This is a genomic window from Shewanella xiamenensis, assembly GCF_014647135.1.
GTDB lineage: Bacteria > Pseudomonadota > Gammaproteobacteria > Enterobacterales > Shewanellaceae > Shewanella > Shewanella xiamenensis.
Map to the genome: position 1 here is coordinate 1 of NZ_BMOP01000050.1, position 2,348 is coordinate 2,348.

Consider the following 2,348-nt stretch of genomic DNA (forward strand, 5'->3'; position numbering starts at 1 on the left):
TAACAAATAAGGATAGGCCGCGCGTAGCCGCGACCTTATCCCAAGTGTTGAACAAGCCCGATGCTGGTTGTTGACACTTTATTATGCAAATAGCGGATTGAGAATGTGTACTGGCGAAGGTCTTATTTTAAAAGAGACTTTTATGCAGACATGACCCGCCCTTAGCGAACGAGCTAATATTTTTATTACCTACTCATCAAGCTGTTATCGAGTCCTCATTCTGTTTGGTTAACCCGTTATCCTTATACTTCTCGCCTTAGGCGATGATGTTAGCGTCTGTCGGTCGATGACGCACATGAACGCCCATAAAATGCATCGCGAGATAGCAACAAGGGCAATAGCGCACGGCTAAGGCACGTTTGACCTCTGGTAATACGGGGAAAGCGGCTCCTGCGACAGCCAGCATCAGTTGGATTTGTTGCCGTAGCGTTTTGGCATTACCTCGCAGTAAGCCATAGTCACGCACTCGCCGTAATCCTTTGGGTAATACATGTTGTAATATCAACCACAGAAATTCGACGGCGGGCAAGCTGCGTACTTGTTGGCAGCGAGTCTGACTGTCTTGATAGGTAAAACTCACCTGATTATCGACATGACGACAAATACTGCTGTCGGGTAAAACGCCCCGATAAAGGTAGCGCGACAGATATTGCAGTGCAGGCGCACCTTTACCGACAAACTGACAATCGACCACCCATTTTGAGGGAGATTGATGTGGCAGTTTAAGCTGAAGCGTGTCACTCAGATAAGCCAGTAAACGTGCTCGCCACACCTTGGCAAGATTAAAGGCGTTAAATAAGTAATGGGTTTTACACTTACGCCATTGCCGCTTGCCAGAGTGGTAGCTCCCTGCGGGGATAATGAAGTGCAGATGTGGATGGTAGTCTCTACGCCGACTGTGAGTATGCAATACCCCCGTGAAGCCGATGTCACCACTGAGCTTAGGGGAGCGTGCTGCAAAGTCTTTGAGTACACCCGCTGCTACGGTAAACATGGCGTGATAGAACGGCTCGGGTTGCGATTTTGCTATGGCTCTTAATTCAAACGGCAAGGTAAAGGTCACCATAAAATAATTCACCGGTAATAACTTAGCTTGTTGTTTACTCAACCAGTCACATGTGGTGCCATGTTGACACTGTGGGCAACTGCGATGACCACAAGAGAGCGGAAACTCAAGCTGTTGCTCGCAGGTTTGACAATCCCAGCAACTCACCCTCGCCGTGTTGCAACGACAGCTGAGCATGGCATGGATAGCATCCTTTATCTCTGGGGTGATTTGATGGGCATAACGCTGCCGAAAATCCGCCAGATGTTGACGTAAGATATCGATAAACTGGCTCATAACCCACACTCCCACCTCAAGGCTAAGCCGTTGGTTAGTTGGTTAATTGCCTCACAGGTATTTTTACGGGTGATATCAGTGAGCTGCGTGTAACGGGCGGTGGTATTCAGGCTATGGTGGCCGAGCAGTGTTTGCACCGAGCGCAAATCGAGTCCTTGCTCCAGCAAATGGGTGGCATAACTGTGACGTAGACTGTGCGGACTGATGGCTTTATGAATATTGCACTCGGAAATGACTTGCTTCATGGCTTTTTGGAGCCCGCCTCTGTCCATGAGTGAGTCAGGTTGATTATCTTTACTCGGAAATAGCCAACGAGGATGACGGTGGGTGCGCCAATAGAACCTTAACGCTAACAAGGTGCGTTGAGGTAACGGCACCAGTCTATCCTTGCCCCCTTTAGCATCACGGATATGCACCTGCATCAGTCCCGCATCAATATCCCCGACCTGTAATGAAATCGCTTCACCAAGGCGCAATCCCATGCTGTACAGGGTTAAGAAACAAACCTGATAACGCAGTTGACGCGTGAGGCTGATAACCATCGCGACCTCGCAGGGCGTCAGGATATCGGGCAGGTGTTTCACCTGTGGTGGCTTAACAATATGAAGCCACTGCCAAGATTTGTTGAGAACGTGAAAGTAGAAAAACTGCAAACCGTTGCGGTCGAGTTTGACGGTGCTCCAAGAATGTGAGGCAATCAAATCAGCAAAATAGCGCTTCAAATCATCGGTGGTCAAGGTGTCGGGGCAGCAGTCAAAATATGCCGCAATACGGCGTATAGCTCGGCTATAGGCATCAATGGTTGCAGGCCGCTTACCTTGCAAGGTTAAGTTGGTAAGATGTTGTTCATAAAGTAAATCAAAGCGTTGTTGTTCGTGAATGTCCATGATGATACTCCTAGGATTGCGACCGAAGCAGGTCGCGTCTAGCAAGTATTTAGGATGAGGGGCAAAAGGATGGCTTTATCTTTATCTTGTTCCTGCCGCAAAGCGGCTTCGTTCAACAA

General features: G+C 48.6%; 2 protein-coding genes. Both read right to left on the minus strand.

From position 1 onward, the window contains the following. Positions 1–256 precede the first annotated feature (256 nt). Positions 257–1,342, minus strand: coding sequence for an IS91 family transposase (locus IEY09_RS20055; RefSeq protein ID WP_069453528.1), 1,086 nt, complete (start codon positions 1,340–1,342; stop codon positions 257–259). Continuing rightward, complete coding sequence (locus IEY09_RS20060) at positions 1,339–2,229, minus strand: tyrosine-type recombinase/integrase (protein WP_188872408.1); 891 nt, start codon at positions 2,227–2,229, stop codon at positions 1,339–1,341. Before IEY09_RS20060 ends, IEY09_RS20055 begins: the two co-directional genes overlap by 4 nt. Positions 2,230–2,348 lie beyond the last annotated feature (119 nt).